We start from the raw sequence: 17001 nt of genomic DNA on the forward strand, positions 1-17001 counted from the left end.
GACAGTCTTGACCAACCCGTACCAGGCGCAGCAGCCGCACGACGTCTACGGCCAGCCGCCCGTCCAGCACCAGCCGGCCGAGTGGCCGCCGACCGCCGCTGGGATGACGCCGCCGGCACCGCCGGCCGCGCCCAGCCGCAAGCCGCTGATCGTCGCCGCCGCCGCGGCCCTCGCTGTGCTCTTGCTCGCCGTCGGCGGCTACGGCCTGTACGACCGGTTCATCCGCGAGGACACCGGCGTCGCCGCCTGCAAGGCCATGCGCGAGGGAAAGAAGGCCGACGGCAGCGCTAAGGGCAGCGGCGATGACAAGCTCACCGAAGCCGAGTACCGACAGGCCCGCAGGGTGTTCGAGGACTCCCGCCACGACGACATCCGCGAGCACGGCACCGCGCTGATGGACCTCGCCTGGCAGATGTCGCAGATCCCGAATGGACAGGAGATGGGCGCGCTGGCGTTCCTGGGCCCAATGACGACGCACATGTCGGGCCTGCAGACAGCGTGCGCGAACCAGGGCGTCATCGTCACCCTGAACACCGAGTAACCGCACAAGCGAAGCCCTCATCCAGGCGGGTAAGGGCTTCGTCGTCCACCAGAATCTTCTCGCCGTTGCCGTCGTCGCCCTGGTCGTTGATCAATACATCGCCGCAGTCAAGGGCAACTTCGTGGCGTGCTTGAGGCGCTGCGGAACTCGAAGTACGAGCCGCTCGTGCTGTACGTCGGCGACGCTGATGATCTGAACTATCCGCTGATCGACCACTTGACCGTCCAGAAGTAGACAACCGTGTCGATGATCGACGAGTGTACTCGTCAGCGACGAACTGGCCGCCGCCGGTGACGTCCTAGGGCATCCGGTGACGTAGGTCCACGCCCACTATTGAGCCGACGTCACTCCGTGGCGCAGGTTGCGCGTTCGAGCCGAGGCTGCCATCGATTAAGCCCAGGGCGGCGTGAAGGCTCCGCGGTGCGGGACACGGCACGGCCGCGTGGTCAGGACCAGGGTTCCTCGCCTAGCAGGTCGCGGCACGCTGTCTTCAGCTTCTGTTGAGCTTCGGTGACCCGGGCCTCGGCCTGTGACATGTCCGCTTTGCCCTCGCTGCCCACGTCCAGGTCGCCAGCCTCCTTCACGGCGAGCACCAACTCCTTGCCGGCGGCACTTATCGCGGGGGGTCTGCTGCACCGGCAGGTGACAGGTGTAGTCACGCGGCCTGACTGGCCGGTGGGTGCACGCAGCCAGCTCGTTGGTCTGGCAGACCTATGCCCTTAGTACTCCAACGTCACTTCGCTTGTCTGCGCTGGTAGTGGGCTCGTCGGGCTCGGGCTTGGGATGTTCGTCGCCAGATCGACCAGTGCAGGATGTGCTCCGGCGGTAGCGCCGCGGTGAGGACGAGGGCGTTGAGGAGTCGGCGGATCTCGGCGACGGTCAACGCGATGATCTCCGGGGCGGCGTCGGGCTGCTGCGCGGCGAGGAGGGTCAGGACGGCCAGGGCGAGCATGGCCAGGGTGACGTGGCGGTGCCAGCCGGTCCAACTGCGGACCTGGTAATGGTCCAGGCCGACCTGACCTTTGCCGGTCTGGAACAGCTCCTCGATGCTCCAACGGGAGCCGGCGACGGTCACGAGGGTGTGCAGCGGCACCGGCCGAGGTGACCAGCACAGGTAGAAGGCCAGTTCGCCGGTGGTGCGGTTGCGGCGGATCAGCAGCCATCGATGCTCACCGGGCTGGGTGGCGGTGGTGATCCAGGCCCACAGGTAGGCGCGGGGTCCTTTCGCCCCGGGTCCGCAGCTGTGCTGTTGCCACTCACGCCTGGGTATCCGCTCGGCGAGGTCGTCGACGCGGATCAGGGTGCGTCCGTCGTTGACGTGCACGCGTCGGTCGCAGCCGACGGTCAGGACGTAGCCGATCCCGTGGTGTTCCAGGTCAGCGCGTAGGCCGGGGTCGGCGCCGTAGACCTCGTCGCCGGTCACCCATGCGAACGGGACTGCGGCATTCAGGGCGGCGGCGATCATCTGCCGGGCGAGGGCAGGCTTCGTGGCGAACCCGACCTGGTCGGGGACTCCGGCGGCGGTGAGACGCTCAGGCCGGTCGCACCACGTCGTCTCGGGTAGGTAGAGCCGACGGTCGATCATCGCCCGCCCCTCGGGCGACACGTAGGCCAGGAACACCCCGACCTGGCTGTTCTCGACCCGGCCGGCGGTGCCGGTGTACTGCCGCTGCACCCCGACCGAGCACAGGCCCTTCTTCAGGAACCCGGTCTCGTCGCAGACCAGCACCGCGTCGGGGTGCCCGAGTTCCTCGATCAGCCAGGCCCGAACGTCGTCGCGGACGCCATCGGCGTCCCATACTGCCGTGCGCAGCAGCCGCTGCATCGCCTGTGGATCGTCGTGGCCAGCCCGTTCCGCGATGGACCAGCAGGTCTTGCGTTCCACGCCCGACAGCAGCCCTTCCACGAACTGCCCGGCGGTCCGACGGGGCTCTGCCCGCATGAACCGGTCAGCGACACGCGTCACCGCCTCGCCGACGATGACCCGCCACCCGGCGGGGTTTACGCGTGGCACGCGGCCACCGCACGATCTTCGGTTGTCTTCACAAACCATCGATGATCAACGCGGTGGCCGTCTTCATGCCCGCGCCACGCCCAACGCCGAAGCCAAGTGACGTTGGAGTACTAGGGCATTGGCTACGCCATGGCCGAGATTGTCGGCCTGATCGGGTGCTCGCCTTTGGCGGCCGCCGAACCTAGTCTCGGTGTATGACGTCTCCCGGTTGGGTAGAACGTGTGGGTTCGGCTGCTCTTGCCGTGGCGGCCGGAAGTAATCAGGAGTACGGAAGCCTCGCTGATCTGATCGCGGCAGTCGACCTTGGCGAGGCGGAATTACCGCCCGACCTGAGTCTGTCCGTCAGGCCTGGCATGGGCTTTGGTGATTTCGATCCGGCTTCCGTCGGGGAGGCCGCTGTCGTTGTGTGTGGGTCCGTGCCGTTCGGTGACTGCCCGGACAGCGACAGGCGCGAGCTCGGGCAGGCGCTGGCGCTGCTTCTCGCCGTTGTTGTTCCGCTGGAGTTGTGGCACCTTGCGCCCCGGACCTGTGAGTGACTATCGGGCTGTACTTGATTACATCGACGGTCCGGTCGAAAGGGCCACCGGTCTTTACCATGCGTCATCGGTCGCGCGTGAGGTCGGGGACCTTCGGGAGGCACTTGCGCTGCTGCACACATTGAGCGAGTCGGCGCCGACGTTGCCGGATCTGATCAATGCGGCATGCCATGCCGCGATCGGCAACACGTATCTCGAACTGGCCGACTTCGACCGTAGCGACGAGCACTACCGGGCGGCGGCTGCGGTGGTGGATCGGGTGTTGCGCGAGAATCCCACACCGGATCCGGCTTTTCTCCGGCTGCGTCTTGATCTGGTCGTGCGGCAGCTCCGGTTGTTCGGATACAGCGGGAAATCCGGGCATCGGCCCGACTCCGAGGACGTTTCCGTGTTCGCCGGGCTCGGGGGGGATGGCTCGATGGTGGGGGCCGAGGGCGTGGACCTGCGGATCGGTGCCGGATTACCGGAGCCGGTCTCCGCGTCGGGGGTCGGCTCTGTCGAGACGGAAACGGGCGGGCATTCCCGGGAGGTGCTGTCGGTTCTTCTGACGTCGGTGCAGGAAGCGCGGGCGCGGAATGATCCAGCGGAGGCCCGCGACATTCTCGGCAGGTTGGCGGAGACCGTCCCGACGTACGACTTCTGGACCCTTGCCCCACTGCACGGCGAAGCCGCCGATCTGGCCCACAGTCTCGGGGGCCGGGCGGAACTGGTGCTGTGGCACACCTATCTGGCTCTGTGTGCGGACCTGCTGACCGGCAGCGTCCGGGAACTCGGTGTCCGCCTCACCGTCTACGCCAAGCGCCTGTCGGAGTGCGGTCTGTACCTCGCCGCCCGCAACCTGGCCCGATGGGGGCGCGACGCGGTATCGATGCCGCTGTTCGACGCCGACATCAAGGCCAATATCGGCTATGTCCTTTTCCGTGATGGAGCGGTGAACCTCGCCTGCAAACTGTATGACGCAAGCCTTGCGGCATCGGCATCCGAGCTGGTGCAGGCCCAACGGGATACCATTTTCCAGTTGATCGGCGAACAGGACGGTTCCGCTCTGAAGCGGGACGAGCGGGCCGACACCAGGTCGCTTCGAGAGAGGTCCTCCGCCGCAGGATGGCGGGCCACGGCGCACCTGCTTCGCAGCGACCCGGCGGAAGTGGATCGCTGGGGCGATCTGCTTCTCTACTCGGTAGGCCCGTTGCCCGAGCAGGCTCCGGCGTTGGAGGCCCTGCTCGGCGTGGCTCCCCGTTCGCCCGCGGATGGAGCAGGGTTCGACCAGCTCAAGGGCATGCTGTACGGAATGCTCGCTCGCGACGGCTTCCTCGGCTACATTTCCCGCAACAGGGGCATCCCGGAATGGGCACTCACCGCATGGGTTCTTTCCTCCGACAACCCGTCCCGGGCCCGGGTGGAGTTCGCCCTCGATCTAGCGGTCGGCGACCGACGCGGGGAGCACCGGGAACTGATCATCGATCCCGCTCCGGACGGCGCAACGGTCATCGGCAAAATGCTCCGCGAACTGGTCGCGAAGACCGATCACATGCTGGCGTTGCGTTTCGCGGCCTCGCGTCCGGACGCCGATCTCGGCGATCAGGCAGCCGAACGGGAACTGCGCCGCTGGGCGGTGCGGACGCTAGCCGAACACGGCCGACGCCTCCCGTTCGCGGTGCGGGCCCAGCCGTTGCGGCCCCAACGTGAGGAGTTCCAGCGCCGGCAACAGGAGCATCTTGCCGCCGTGAGACGACTGCCGTTCCATTTGCGGATGGCCATGGCGTCCTTCGCCCAGGAGCGGAACCAGGCCGCCGCCACCGGGATCCCGGACGTGCGCCGATTCCTCGACAACCAGTTGTCCCGGCTCTCCACCGCCGAGGCCGACGCGCTCCGGCGGGTGTACGCGCTGCGGCCACAGGCCGCCGACATCCTGGTCACACACACGAACAAGCTGCGAACTGAAGCCGCCGACTGGTTCGACCACGACCGTCAGCAAATCATCGACGTCGTGCAGGGCGCGGAGGCCGCACATTTGATCACCGTCCACCGCACAGGCATCGTGGCGGTCGAGATGACCCGGGTCGACATCTCCCGGAAAGAGGCGGAGTCCGCTCCCGGATCCGCCGGCACGGCAACGGCCGACCAGTTCGCGGCGGCGCTGGCCGACACCGCCGGTGACGCCACACAGATCGCGCTGCGGCTCCGGGCACCCTGGGAGGCGATGCCGATCGAGAACATTTCCGGTCCCACCGGACAGACGCTGGCGCAGCGTGCCGTGGTGGTCCGGCGGCACCGCCGACGGCCGGGTTTCGGCGCCGCGACCGCGACATTTGGTGAGCGGGTACAGGTCTTCGCCGACCCCCGCAGCGGGGATACGAGACTGGGACTGCCCGGCGCTGCAGACGAGGCCCGGGAAGTGGCCGGCCTGCTCGGCGGCGAAGCCCATATCGGCGCCGACTGCGCCTGGGGGCGGCTGGCAGCCGGGGCACGGTTCGCCGACCTCCTGTGGATCTCCACGCACGGCGAGCCGATCGCCGACCTGGGCCGCATGTCCGCCCTGCTGATGCACGAACGCTGGATCCTGCCGTCCGAGCTCGCCACGCTGCAGGTCGACCCGAGTCTCGTCGTGGTACTCGCCGTGTGCGGCAAACAGCAGCGGCCCACGGAACGGAACATGACCGAACCGCCCCTGGCGGTCAGCCTGCTCGACGCTGGCGCGAGCCTCGTCCTTTCGGCGATACGCCCCATCAACGACCGGACCTGGGGACCACTCGTGGTCGACGCCCTCCGTGAGGTGGCCAAGACCGAACGAACCTACGCCGCACTCGCACGGGCACTCAACGCCCGCACACCTGCCGGTGAAGGACCCGGCCCGTGGATCATGCACGCGTAGCCGACACGCCGGGTCAACCGGACCATCACCACCGAGAAAGCGAAGGCATGTCCGACGACTATCTGCAGTTCGAGATTGAGAACAGCCAACTCGACCCAGCCGACTTGGACGGTTTCCTGCCCGGGCCGGTGACCGCGGTCGACGCCCCGAACGGGAACCGGGGCCTGGCAGCCGATCTTCTCATCGGCGGCGTCGTAAACGGAGCGACCGCCGGGGCCGTGTCCGTCGTGGTCATGCAGTTCTGGATGGCACTGCGTCGACACCGCGAACGACAACTGACCGAAAGCGCCGGGGACGAGGCCACGATCAGCATTGAGGAAGGCGACCAACGGATACAGATCGTGGTACCCCTCCACGGAGACGGCTCCACAGCCAGCCGCGAGGTCGAGGTCCAGATCGACAACGCCGGCATGAAGAATCCGGGCAAGGTCCATATTCGCCTGCATGGCTGACGTTGATGCATTGCCGGGGTATGGCCTTGTACCGCCGCTCGGTGATCTGCACTAACGCGTTGCGCGTCCCCGCCTATGAGGTGCGGAAGTAGCAGGACGAGGCGTGGGTGTCGACGATGAGCCGTTTCACGATGGGCTTCCCGCTTCCAGTGGTAGAGGGGCGGCGTTGGCAGGTGGTGATGCTGCGAGCAGCTGCGCGGCCCCGTGGAGCTGCCGGAGCACGACCTGGGCGTGACGCCGGTCGGTGTCGGGCCGGTGGTGGCCGGCGGCGGTGGTCAGAAACCACCAGGCCGCCCAGACCCGATGCCAACCCAGCGCCCACCGGGCGGCGGGAAGGCCGCCCCGGTCGGCTTCCGCGTCCGGGTGCCCGCCCGCGACGACGTAGGCGCGGATGAGTCGGGCGAGCAGACGGGGTTCGGGCGGCGTGCGGGTGCCGAACCAGGTCGCCAGGTCGAGCAGCCCTGGCCCGGTGAACGCTTTCGCCCAGTCGATGAGGCGGCAGCCGGCGCGGCTGACGTGCAGCGAGCTGCGGTGGAACTCGCCGTGGCACAGCCCGAAGGGTGGCCGTTCGGCGCCGTCGGCCTTGCGCTGTGCGACAGCGGCCAGCCGCTGCAGCGACTCCTCGATCGGGCGGGCGTCGGGGAAGCGTTCCTGCCGGCGCAGCGCGTGGAGCGCGTCGAGTGCCTGTCCGGGTAGCCGCGCCAGGCCCGCCTGGTCGAATGTTGGCAGCCCGGTGATGTCGGCAGCGGCGTGGACCCAGCGGGCAGCGGTGGCGGCTTCCGCTGTGGTCGCTGCCCGAACGGGATCGCCGAGGTCGTCCATCAGCATGCCCAGTGTCTGGGGGCGTCTGGCGTAACCGTAGAGCGCCGGAACTGCGGCTCCGTTCGCGTTGAGCGCGCGCAGCACGGTGGCCTCGCCGGTGAACGGCGCGGCGGCGACTTTGCAGACCACGCTGCTGCCGTCAGCGAAGAACAGCCGTTCAACGGCGGACAGCTCCCACTGCTGGATGCCCTGCCGCCGGGTCGGCACTCGCCGCGCCGCAGCGAGCAGGTCACACCGCAACTGTGCGACGAGGTGCTCGTCGAGCCTGGGGGTGTTCACCGCGCACTCGCTGCAGGGATGGCGGCGGTGACTTGTTCGAGCCGGGCGAGGACGGCATCGAGATGCGCCGACATGCTGGCCGGCACCCGCGGGTGGGCCGCCTGCTGGAAGGCCCGGAAGTGCGGCAGCAGCCCGCACAGCACCAGCCGCCGGGCGAAGAACCCGGTCACGTCTCCGGTGGCCCGAGCCCGCCGCAGCAGCGATGTCAGCGCGACGATCTTGTCGGCGGTGGAGGCGAGCAGCACCGGCTGGTCATTGACACAGACGGGCGGCGCGGGTTCATCGAGGGCCCGATGTTCGGCCTGGAGCGTGGCGACGATCCGCGCAACCTCAGGCCCGTAGCCGGCGGTGAGAACCTGTTACACGTCCAACGCTGGCGGGGCGAGGTCCGGTGCGTCGTGCAGCAGCGCCGCCGCGATTACCTCATGCGGCGGCGCGGGCACGTGGTCACCGATGGTCACCGCGACCCGGATCGCGTGGACCAGAGCCGGCCGGTCATCGATCGTGTGCCCCGCGCACCACGCCCTGGCGTCGCGCAGGGCGCGGTCGATGACGGCAGGACGTGGAGAGGGGATAAGACCGTCATACCCTGATACCTCCTGATTGCCGTACGATCGGCGCCATGTCCGCGCCGCTTCCGCACTGGCGTGAGCAGACATGCGTCGTGTGTCCCGCTCAGCAGATGGGGCCGGGCCAGTTCGATGTGGTTGACCGGCCGGGTCCCGAGTTCGCCTACCGGCCCGATGTCGGCTGGCGGGCCACCGACGCCGGTGTCGCCGTGTGTGTGCACCCGTTCCGGGTGGGATTGCCTGCCGGCCGGTACGCCTCGGCCGGGGAGCCCGTCCCCGATCACGCGCCCCGGCCTGCGCCGACATCGGCGGCGCTGGAGTTGCCCGTCGACGTGATGGACCTCGAAGGCTGGCTCGTCGCCGTGCTCCGGGACGCACCCGCCGAGCAGATCTTCACCGCGGTAGCCCGCGCCGAGCGGCTGGCCGCAGAACGCTTCGGCGCGAAGCAGACGGTGAAGGCCCTTCGGCGGGTGCTGTCGGTGGAGCTGGCTAACCGCTGACCCCGGCAGTGACCGGCTCAGGCTGGTCGAAGTCGAAGTCGTGGCTACGCCCGTCACGGCCGAGGCCAGCCGCTTGGTAACGGTCGTTGAGCAGATCGAGCCGTCGCGTCACCTCGGCCGAGTCCAGCCAGTACCGCAGCGGCTGCTCACCCCACCCAGCTGCGGCGTAGTAGGCGTCGGTGATACACCCACGGGTGTAGGTGAACTCCTCCAGTTCCGTCGCGTGAGGGAAGACGACGCCCAGGTCGGACTGCATCCGCGTCATCAGCGTGAACTGGGCCAGCACGGCGTGGATCATCTCGTCCACCGGCGCCGGCACCAGCAACTCGGCGGCCTGCTCGTCGCCGCTGGACAGCTCGAACACCGCCGCCTTGAGCGCTAGCACCCGCAGCGCCTCGGTCAGCAGCGGAGCCGCGTCGCGTTCCAGAGCCCAGCGGCTGATCGCCGGGTATCCGGTGAACGTGGCCCAACAGGTGGAGTACTTCATCGATGAGCTGTGCAACCGGTTGTAGGCCGGGTGTACGCGCATCCGGTCGAGGATCTCGGCGGCCCGACGACCGACCTCTCCGACCTCCGGCATTGACGGACTGGTCATGGTGCATCCCCTCCCAAGGGGCAGTGGACACAGGGAGACCTCGTGCCGCGCTGCGGCTGGGGTCCCTCACCGCCCGCCGAACGATGCGGGTGGCGACAAAGCCATCAGAAGCTCCGGCTCCCGTTGTCGATAAGAGGTGCTGTTGACCTCCAACAATTTGCCGACATTCACCGTGAACGTCGTCCTGCCAATCCCCGGGCTGGGATTGTCGCCGGAATGTCGGAAGCGGTCGACAGATCTGGCCGACATCTATCGATCTCGCCTTAAGTCGTCTCGTTGGCACGCGATCCAGCCAGCCGGCCGCCTGTCGGGCCGGATGTGTCACGGCTTTCCGCGTCCGGCCGTGTCATGGGTCGTTGACCGTGCGATCTGAAAGGTTTTGCTGTGCGTGTTGCTCGGAGGCTGGCGCTGCTGCTGGCCATCCCGCTGTCCGCGACCGTGCTTTTTGCGGCATGGGGTGTGACGTCGACGGCGCGGCAGGCTGTTAGCGCTGATCGTTTGGAGTCGCTGGTGGCGGAAGCGATCGAGGTACTGACGAGGTTCCGGAAACGGCCCTACCGATGCATGACCAGGCGAGCCGACGCCTTGTTCGAACTGACGGACGCCCTGCGGTGCACCAGTGCCGGATGGTCTGGTGGGCCGGGTAGTCGGTTGATCGCCATCGCCGCAACACTCACATGGGCGATCGCCTCCCAGCCCGTTGCTCCGGGAGCGCCGGCCTGCGTAGTCGGTCCCCAGGACGCAACGGCAGGCGGCGCGATTGCCATGCAAACTTCAAGATCGTTTGTGCTCCGCCTCGTGGGTCAGCGCTCCCTCTCGCGAAGCAACGTGACCGCATGCCGAGTCGCCGGGCTCGGCTCCACGACCTGGGACAGAGTGTCGGCGAGTTCCGCCAGGCCACCGGGGAAGTCCACACAGGCACGGAGAATGGCCAGCATCGCCAGGCGAGGGGTCGCGGACTCCGCGATCGTCGTGGCCAGCGCCGGGCGAAGCAGGCCGATCAACTGCTGACGGGCAACCGGGGAACTCAGCTCAGAGATCTGCAGCAGCGCGTCCAGCATTTCACCCAGGTCGGCGGTCGAGGGCCGACTCGGCGTCGAGGATCGCTCGATGGGATACGGCGTGCAGGCGACCAGCACCATGCGCAGATAGGAGGCGGCAGCGAGAGCGGCGTACGCCTGCCAACTGTCGTCCTTCGAGCCGGTGGGTTGATCGGCGATGCCCTTGATCGCGAACCACTCAAGCCCGGCAGTCTCCGTTGCTGCCACGATCCCAGAGCCTTCCATCGCCGCTGCCTTCGCACCGTGACGCGTCATCACCTCGTCGAAGTGGGAGAGGTCCCGGAACAGGACGCCAGTGTCGACGATGGGGCCGCGATGAAGGCGTGGATGGTCCTGCGTGCCGGCTCCATTGTCGGTGGGGTACGGCATCTGCCACTTGTCCCGCATCCGCCTGGCCAAGGCCTTCATGACCGTATCGTCGGCGTTCCGGCGCCGCAGCGCGCTTTCGGCCGCGAACATCGGCAGACTCGGCTTGCTTCGCGACAGTCCCGGTTCGCCTTCTCTGCGGTGGTATTCCTGGACCAGATTGGTCGCGACCACGATGTCGCCCGGGTTGACGTCCGATGCGCCTGAAGCGAGCCCGCAACTGACGATCAGCTTGACGAGTGGAAAGTCGCGCGTGAGGCCGCGGACGGTCGCCGTCACCGCGAAAGTGCCGACCGTAGGCGGTTGTGCGGCCACGATGACATGCGGACGGTTCGGATCGCGGCTGGGAAAGCGCCCGATCTGATAGTGGTTCCCGGACCGTCCGGCCTTGACTGCTGTCATGCCTCCGAATATCTGGTTGATGGCATGGCGTTCCACCGTTAGCGTCGTGATGACGGCAACGGTGGCCTCGGCCAGGAGTTCCTCGACCGACGGCTGCGGGCGTGCCAGCCTCATGTAGACCGTGGTGCCGTTCTCGCGTTCGATCACCATCTCGTCCGTGATCTCCCTGATCAGGAAGAAGCCGCGGTTCCGAGACGGGCCAGGTTCATGACTGGTCCAGCTGCCGTGATCGCGGACGGTCAACTCGACGTCGGTCAAGGTGACTGTTCCCGTGACCTCCACGTCGCCTGCTGGGCGGTCCCGGTAGGCGTGCTCCACCGCGTTGGCGGCCGCCTCGCTCGCCGCTGTGAGCATATTGGTGGCGGACTCCTTATCAAGATCCAGCGCGGTGAACCATGCGCGAAGTCTCCTACGCAACTCCCTCATGGAATCGGCCCCGGCCACGAAGGACCAGCGGAACCGGGTCGGATCAGGCGGTGCGGGAGGGGGCAGTGTCAGACCCAGCCTGCTGATCAGGTCTTGGGCCAGTTCGGTGAGTTCGCCGGGGAGTGCCGGATCAGGCGGCTGGTTCGACAGCAGGTTCATGAATGGTGCCTGTCGCCCGGTGGCCGCTTCCAGGAACGGCGCTACCGTGCGCCACACGTCGAGGGTGTCGTCCGTGGTCAGCGCTTCGCGAAGGATCACTCGGACGCCGGGGCGGAACTCGTAGCGGGTGTCCTCACCGTCGGTCTGCAGCAGGCCGCTTATCAAGACTTCCGCCAGGTGAGCGACGGTAGCGCCGGGGACAAGGCGTTGGGCGACCAGGTGGAGCACCGGCAAGGTCACCTCGACCGCGGACAGCAGCGTGGCCAGGCGTACCGCATGATCTGATGCCGTCGTGCGGAAGAAGTTGACCCGCTGCTCTGCGGACGCCGGCCGGCTCTCCTCGACGCTGCGGGAGAGGAGAAGACCTGCGGACGGTGTGTGGTCGGCGGACATCAGCATCCGCGCCCACTGGTCCAGGCGGGATGGTTCCAGAGTGGTGACCGGCAGGGCGCGCCGAGGCGGCCGCGGGTCGTCCCACCACCACGGCTGCTGGATCGAAAGGCGGCCGTTGGGGGTGCCGCGGGTGACGCCGGAGACCAGCGTATCGGCGTCGCCCATCGCGGTGGCCGGCCAGAGGCGACGGGGCAGGACCTGGACGAGCGTGACGGGCAGGCGCTCGCCCCACTTCTCGAGGGCCTGCCAGACGGCTGAGCCTCGCCACAGGTCGCCGACACAGTCGGTGACGACCAGGATCAACTGCCGGCGTTGCGGGTCGGCAATCTCGGCCGGGTCGAAGGTGAGACCGGCGCCGGAGCGGACCTGCACGGACGAGCGGTCTCCAGTGAGGGCCCAGCGGTGGACGGCACGGAACGCCCGGTGATGGGCGAGCACCGACGCCAATGCAGACACGGTCGGCTGCCAGACGGCCATGGTCGGGCCCGCGTCAACGATGAGGATCACCTCGTGGAACCAGCCTTCGCGGGCAGGGACGGTGACCGGCACCAGGACGCCGGTGTCGCAATATCGCGCGACGGTCGCCTCCACGTTGAGGACGGTCGCCACGAGGGACAGGCGGGTGCGGGCCAGCCTGCGAAACGCTCGACCGATCCCCAGTTGGGCGGGCAGAGCACGACGCGGGTCGGCTGCGGCGCGCAGCGGTGTGCCGTCGGCGGCGTCGCTGTACTCCAGGCGTGGGTGGCCTTGCGGCAGTTGGTCGTCATCGGGAGCGGTTGGACCGTCGTCCGTCCGGATGGGAACGGAAGCCGACGGGTGTACCGGAATGTGGCCCTGTTGCACGAGGCGCTGCGGAGCCGGCCCGGTGGGAGCGTCGGTGTGCCGCAGGTCGGCGAGCCAGAGGGCGTCGGCGATGTCACGCCAGTCTGGGTCGGTACCGGCGCCGCGCAGCGCTGCCACCAGGTGTTCGATCATGCCAGATCCGCGGTCAGTTCTTTGAGGAGCAGATCGACTACCTGGTCACGCTGGCTGCTGCCGGGTGCAGCCTTGCCGGTGACGACGTAGACCGCATTGAGCAGTTGGTCGGTGGCGTGGGCGCCGCTCCCGCTGGCGCGGTCGGCGAAATCGGCGATGAGCACAGCACATCGGCCGGCGACGTCCGCACCGAGATGAGCGGTGACGATCTCGGTGAGGACGGTGACATCCGGATCGGGGATGCGGTACCGGATACAGCGGCGCAGGAAGGCGGCTGGGAACTCGCGTTCGCCGTTGCTGGTCAGCACCACGAACGGGAACTCGTGGCAGGTGATCTTTCCGCGTTCGACAGGGTGGACGCGGTCGTCGTCGTGTTCCCGGATCAGCACCGTGGGTTCGTCGAGGCGGGCCAGTTCCGGGATCTCGAACTCGCCCCTCTCGAAGACATCGAGCAGGTCGCTGGGCAGGTCTACATCGCTTTTGTCGATCTCGTCGATCAGCAGCGCCCGGGGCCGGGTGCTGGGTAGCAGGGCGGTGCCGAGCGGGCCGAGCCGCAGATACTTGGTGATCGACGGTGGTTGGCCGGCGAGGGTGTGTTCGTGCAGACGGCCGATGGCGTCGTAGCGGTACAGCGCGTCGGTGAGCGTGCTGCGGGAGGTGATGTGCCAGCGCAACACCGGTCCGAGTCGGAGCTGCCGGGCGACGGAGGCGATCAGTGACGACTTGCCGGAGCCGGGGCGACCGGTGAGCAGCAGCGGACGGCGCAGTTGCAGGGCCGCGTTGACCGCGTTGACGGCGCCGGGATCGGGCCGGAAGGTGACGCCCTCGTCCGGGTCTTCGGTGATCGGTGGTGCGGGTTCGGTGACCGTGCCGGCGAAGGTGCGCCAGGGAGGTGCGGGCGGCAGTCGAAGGTCCGCCGGCTGCCTCCCGGCGTCGTACAGGGTCCATTCAGGCATCGTCAGCACCTTCCGCGGTCAGTCCGGTGAACTGCCCCTGCGGCAGAAAGTCCGGCTCGTCCCAGATCAATCGCAGCCCGCGGCAGGCGTCGCGATCCTCCGCTCGTAACCGGTGCAGGCGGGCGGGCAGGTCGGTGAACACGCCCTGCCGTGCCAACCGGGCGACAAGGTCGCGCGTGCCCGGTTCGTCGCCAGGCCACACCACGTAGGGGGCGCCGGCCGCGATCGCGGCGATCAGCGGATCGCCGTGCAGCGGTCCGCGCAGCTCAGGCGGCCGGAAGCCGAGGCCGTAGCAGTCGGCGCCGCGCTGCAGAACCTGGCTGCGGATCTGCACGGGTGTGTCCCGATGTTTCTCGTCGATCCAGGCCACATCGGGTAGGCGCTGGTCGAGTTCGGCACGGATCATGGCGGCTCTCTCCCGCCAGCGGGTACGGGCCTGCCGGTTGTCCAGGCGCTCGGCGCTGTGCAGCACGGTCGGCCGATCCTGCCAGAGCGGGGTCGGCCCGGTCAGCGCGTCGGTGTACTCCCACGCTTCGGGCAGGACGTCAAAAGCGGCGCGCGGGGTGATCAGGCCGAGGCTAAAGGTGGCCACGCCGAGGTCGAAGACCCATTGCAGGAGCTCACCGACCGCTGCGCGGGACCCCTCGGCCGACGGTTCCGCGGGTTGCTCGGGTGAACGGCGCCAGCCGTGGCCGGGCAGGTACAGGTGACCGGCGATCCGGGTGGGCCAGTGGAACTCTCCCGTCACGGTGTCGGGGTTGCGCAGGTCGATGACGAACCGGCGCCCGATCGAGTCCGGTTCTGCGGTTGCATCGGCCCGTAGCCCGGTCAGCTCCCCGTCGTCCAACTCGAACCACCGGTCATCGACGCGCCGGCCGGTCATGTGCTCCAGATAGGTCACCAGCCGGTAGAGGGGTGCGTCCGGCGAGCCACGTCGGCCGTAGTTGGCCGCCCGGTCCAGGGCGTCATCCATGGTGAGCGGCGCCTCCCGATTGTCGCCGACAGGCAGCGCCCGGTAGTAGGCGGCGCGGATCCGCCCTGCCGGCAGTGCACCGAGCACGCCCGGTAGCGGGCGGATCCAGCGTTGCCGCTGCCAGCACAGGCGCGCCTTGTGCACGGCGAGCCGGGCGGCGTCGGTCACGCATTCCTGGTCGAGGGTTGTCAGGATGTCCTCAGCGCCGTGTTCCGCGATGTGTGCGGTCAGTTCGTCCACGGGCCGGACGGGTGTGACGTCGTGGACCGCAAGAGCAACACGGCGGGCCTGCGCCACGCTCAGGACGGTGCCGGGACCGGCATACAGCGTTGAGCCTTCGTCGCCACGAAACGATCGGTGCCATAGCGTGACCGGTCGCTGCCCGGAGGCGGTGCGCTCGAACTCGTGCCGGACGTGCTGATCGAGCCGGACCGTGTCGGGCGGGAACGCCGGCTGCTGCTCGAGCCAGGTCAGCACAAGATCGGATAGTGCTCCGTGCCGGGCGATGCGATCGAACGCGGCCGTCCGCCCGTGCTGGGACGCGAAGAGCACGAACTGCTCGACCTCACGCCGCGGATTGTCCGGGAGCGGACTCGTCACCGCCGCGCCGTCGAACGTGTACGGGTCGATGAAGTTGGCGCAGGCGTCGACGACGACAACCTGCCGGGCGAGGCCGTGCATCCGCCACGACGCTAGAAACCGCAGGATGTCGTTGACGGCGAAGTTGCGCAGCATCGACTCCTCGGCGTCGGCGGTGAACAGGACCCGCTCACGGGTGGGGTGAACCACGCCGTGCCCGCACCAGAACACCAGGAGCAGTTCGCCGGAGGCGTCGGCCAGATGACGGAAGACATCCTGCAGCCCGCTCGTACTCGGCTCGGCAAACCGGGCCCCCTGCGGCAGGTCCTCGGCGGCGCCCTGCCAGGAACAGGCCACGGTGACGTTGGCCGGCGGCACACCGTGCGCGACAGCCCACCTGGCGAACCGCATCGCGTCGGAAGCGGCACCGGACAGGTGCTCACCGAAGCCGTAACGTTCGATACCGACGGCCAGGACCTGTACCTGAGCCGGGTCCACGGTGCTCACCGCACGAAGGCCGCGACCGCAGCCCACATCGCCTCGTTGGTCCAATAGGCGCTGTGCGAGTCGGGAAATGGCTGCCTGTTGTTGACGGCGACGTCCTGTACAGCCGAGCCGAGCACACCACCTGCGACGTACGACAGCGGGTCCCGCAGGTCGTAGACGTTGAGCCAGGGCGGGAATCCGGCGGGCAGCGGCTCGGGATGAGACAGACTGGGAAAGGCGCCGATCTCGTAGAGGAACGGCATCTGCGAACCCACGGTGATCAGGCCACGCACCTGAGGAATGGACTCGCGGAGGAGCAGATCGGCGCAGATCATCCCACCGAGGGAGTGCGCCAGCAGCCATACGTCGCCGGGCGCGTCCCCGATCGACGAGCGGACGAAACCACGAACGCCGTCTCCGTGTGCCAGAAACCGCAGCACGTCACCGGCGAACGGGAAGGCGGCGTCGGTCAGCGAGCCGCGTTTGCGTTGTACGTGACCGGCCACCAGGCCGAAGACCTGGCGCCGGGTGAAGTCCTTGAGACCCAGTCCGTACCCCTGCAACTCGTTGATCAGGCGCTCGGTGAGCTCGTCGCGGCGCTCACCGGCCAGCGCCGGCCGGTCCTCCTCGCGCGCCGCCACCAGCGCGTGTGCGATCAGCGCCCGGCCGATCGCCTGCCGGTGCTCCATCGGGTCCGGCCCGGCGGTCACCAGCGCCTGCTGCAACTCCGGCGCTCTGCGCAGCTCGGACAGCGCGGTGCGGAACTGCCGGACCAGCCCCGCATCGTCAAGAGCGTCGAGCAACTGGTCCGACGGCTCGAAGGTGTCCACCGCGGATCGCAACTGTTCCGCAGGGGTTGTGGCACCGAGCCGAACCGCGACCCGCTCGTGCGGATAATTGCGCAACAGTCGCAGCTCGTACCACGGGTCGGTGTAAAGAACCGCCCACAGCGCGATCGCCTCGTCCTCCTCGGTGACACCGACCCCACCCCTGGTCTCCGGGTAGCTGGGGACGGAGGCACCGCCGGCATTGAGCTTGGCGC

14 protein-coding genes are annotated in these 17001 nt (G+C 68.4%); 5 read left to right on the forward strand and 9 right to left on the reverse strand.

What is annotated here, in order from left to right:
• Positions 1-7: 7 nt before the first annotated feature.
• A complete protein-coding gene (locus IRY44_RS25095) occupies positions 8-541 on the forward strand; it encodes a hypothetical protein (protein ID WP_194802669.1) in 534 nt (177 codons plus the stop codon).
• A 446-nt stretch (positions 542-987) separates the two neighbouring features.
• Here IRY44_RS25095 and IRY44_RS25100 read toward each other — a convergent pair whose 3' ends face one another.
• Positions 988-1134 carry a hypothetical protein gene (locus IRY44_RS25100; protein ID WP_194802670.1) on the reverse strand — a complete coding sequence of 49 codons (147 nt, stop codon included), beginning with the start codon at positions 1132-1134 and terminating at the stop codon, positions 988-990.
• Positions 1135-1274: 140 nt separating this feature from the next.
• Complete coding sequence (locus IRY44_RS25105; RefSeq protein ID WP_228532781.1) at positions 1275-2483, reverse strand: IS701 family transposase; 1209 nt, start codon at positions 2481-2483, stop codon at positions 1275-1277.
• 266 nt (positions 2484-2749) lie between these two features.
• On the opposite strand from IRY44_RS25105, the gene IRY44_RS25110 reads away from it, so the two are divergent.
• The 3 genes from IRY44_RS25110 to IRY44_RS25120 are packed head-to-tail and all read left to right on the forward strand — an operon-like array spanning position 2750 to position 6418.
• Positions 2750-3091, forward strand: coding sequence for a hypothetical protein (locus tag IRY44_RS25110; protein ID WP_194802671.1), 342 nt, complete (start codon positions 2750-2752; stop codon positions 3089-3091).
• Positions 3084-5966 (forward strand): CHAT domain-containing protein, encoded by a 2883-nt coding sequence (locus tag IRY44_RS31365; RefSeq protein ID WP_194802672.1) that lies wholly within the window; start codon positions 3084-3086, stop codon positions 5964-5966. Before IRY44_RS25110 ends, IRY44_RS31365 begins: the two co-directional genes overlap by 8 nt.
• Before the next feature lie 47 nt (positions 5967-6013).
• Positions 6014-6418 carry a hypothetical protein gene (locus IRY44_RS25120; protein WP_194802673.1) on the forward strand — a complete coding sequence of 135 codons (405 nt, stop codon included), beginning with the start codon at positions 6014-6016 and terminating at the stop codon, positions 6416-6418.
• A 126-nt stretch (positions 6419-6544) separates the two neighbouring features.
• Here the strand turns inward: IRY44_RS25120 and IRY44_RS25125 are convergent, their stop codons facing one another.
• Both IRY44_RS25125 and IRY44_RS30855 read right to left on the reverse strand, forming a co-directional pair.
• Positions 6545-7519 (reverse strand): phosphotransferase, encoded by a 975-nt coding sequence (locus IRY44_RS25125; RefSeq protein WP_194802674.1) that lies wholly within the window; start codon positions 7517-7519, stop codon positions 6545-6547.
• Complete coding sequence (locus tag IRY44_RS30855) at positions 7516-7764, reverse strand: hypothetical protein (protein WP_228532751.1); 249 nt, start codon at positions 7762-7764, stop codon at positions 7516-7518. Before IRY44_RS30855 ends, IRY44_RS25125 begins: the two co-directional genes overlap by 4 nt.
• Positions 7765-8141: 377 nt before the next feature.
• Between IRY44_RS30855 and IRY44_RS25135 the strand changes: the two genes are divergently transcribed.
• Complete coding sequence (locus IRY44_RS25135; protein WP_194802675.1) at positions 8142-8588, forward strand: hypothetical protein; 447 nt, start codon at positions 8142-8144, stop codon at positions 8586-8588.
• On the opposite strand, the gene IRY44_RS25140 is transcribed toward IRY44_RS25135, so the two are convergent.
• From IRY44_RS25140 to IRY44_RS31370, 5 genes are all read right to left on the reverse strand, one after another.
• Positions 8578-9183, reverse strand: a complete 606-nt coding sequence (locus tag IRY44_RS25140) for a hypothetical protein (protein ID WP_194802676.1) — start codon at positions 9181-9183, stop codon at positions 8578-8580. The two genes, IRY44_RS25135 and IRY44_RS25140, sit on opposite strands and share 11 nt — an antisense overlap.
• Positions 9184-9986: 803 nt before the next feature.
• Positions 9987-12965, reverse strand: a complete 2979-nt coding sequence (locus tag IRY44_RS25145) for an SAV_2336 N-terminal domain-related protein (protein ID WP_194802677.1) — start codon at positions 12963-12965, stop codon at positions 9987-9989.
• Positions 12962-13921 carry a MoxR family ATPase gene (locus IRY44_RS25150; RefSeq protein WP_194802708.1) on the reverse strand — a complete coding sequence of 320 codons (960 nt, stop codon included), beginning with the start codon at positions 13919-13921 and terminating at the stop codon, positions 12962-12964. Before IRY44_RS25150 ends, IRY44_RS25145 begins: the two co-directional genes overlap by 4 nt.
• Positions 13914-15980 carry a caspase family protein gene (locus IRY44_RS25155; protein WP_194802678.1) on the reverse strand — a complete coding sequence of 689 codons (2067 nt, stop codon included), beginning with the start codon at positions 15978-15980 and terminating at the stop codon, positions 13914-13916. Before IRY44_RS25155 ends, IRY44_RS25150 begins: the two co-directional genes overlap by 8 nt.
• On the reverse strand, positions 15977-16789 hold the full coding sequence (locus IRY44_RS31370; protein WP_194802679.1) for a hypothetical protein: 813 nt from the start codon (positions 16787-16789) through the stop codon (positions 15977-15979). The genes IRY44_RS25155 and IRY44_RS31370 overlap by 4 nt, the downstream gene beginning before the upstream one ends.
• Between the last annotated feature and the right edge of the window lie 212 nt (positions 16790-17001).

Source organism: Micromonospora sp. ANENR4 (assembly GCF_015354395.1).
Taxonomy (GTDB): Bacteria; Actinomycetota; Actinomycetes; order Mycobacteriales; family Micromonosporaceae; genus Micromonospora; species Micromonospora aurantiaca.

Bases quoted from the DNA above. Each gene is read 5' to 3' on its own strand.
- IRY44_RS25105 (WP_228532781.1), bottom strand. From the start codon at position 2,483: ATGCGGGCAGAGCCCCGTCGGACCGCCGGGCAGTTCGTGGAAGGGCTG.
- IRY44_RS25110 (WP_194802671.1), top strand. From the start codon at position 2,750: ATGACGTCTCCCGGTTGGGTAGAACGTGTGGGTTCGGCTGCTCTTGCC.
- IRY44_RS25120 (WP_194802673.1), top strand. From the start codon at position 6,014: ATGTCCGACGACTATCTGCAGTTCGAGATTGAGAACAGCCAACTCGAC.
- IRY44_RS25135 (WP_194802675.1), top strand. From the start codon at position 8,142: ATGTCCGCGCCGCTTCCGCACTGGCGTGAGCAGACATGCGTCGTGTGT.
- IRY44_RS25140 (WP_194802676.1), bottom strand. From the start codon at position 9,183: ATGACCAGTCCGTCAATGCCGGAGGTCGGAGAGGTCGGTCGTCGGGCC.
- IRY44_RS25145 (WP_194802677.1), bottom strand. From the start codon at position 12,965: ATGATCGAACACCTGGTGGCAGCGCTGCGCGGCGCCGGTACCGACCCA.
- IRY44_RS25150 (WP_194802708.1), bottom strand. From the start codon at position 13,921: ATGCCTGAATGGACCCTGTACGACGCCGGGAGGCAGCCGGCGGACCTT.